Source organism: Bacillus sp. SIMBA_008 (assembly GCF_046535495.1).
Lineage (GTDB): Bacteria > Bacillota > Bacilli > Bacillales > Bacillaceae > Bacillus > Bacillus subtilis.
The window spans coordinates 1-260 of the sequence record NZ_JAWRWL010000710.1; the positions used below are offsets into that span (position 1 = coordinate 1).

1 protein-coding gene is annotated in these 260 nt (G+C 43.1%); it reads right to left on the reverse strand.

Going from position 1 to position 260, the window contains the following annotated elements; translation table 11 throughout:
- Nucleotides 1-260: ketoreductase domain-containing protein (locus tag SB658_RS25095; protein ID WP_410603128.1), on the reverse strand; the 260-nt coding region annotated here is incomplete at both ends.

A 260-nucleotide genomic window follows, 5' to 3' on the forward strand; every position in this document is an offset into this window, starting at 1 on the left:
GTCAATTTGCATACCGCCTTCTTTCCATAAAGGCCAATTAATCGAGACTGTTTTTCCAGGTTTATTTTCCGCCGCTCTCATTTCCGCAAAGTAATCCATAAACCGGTTTGCATAAGCATAATCAGTTTGTCCGGCATTCCCGATTATTGCGCTGATAGATGAAAACATAACAAAAAAGTCCAGAGGTTCTCTGTCTGTATACCGGTCAAGCCATATCGTTCCGTAAACCTTGCTGGCCAGGACTGAATCGAGATCCTCTT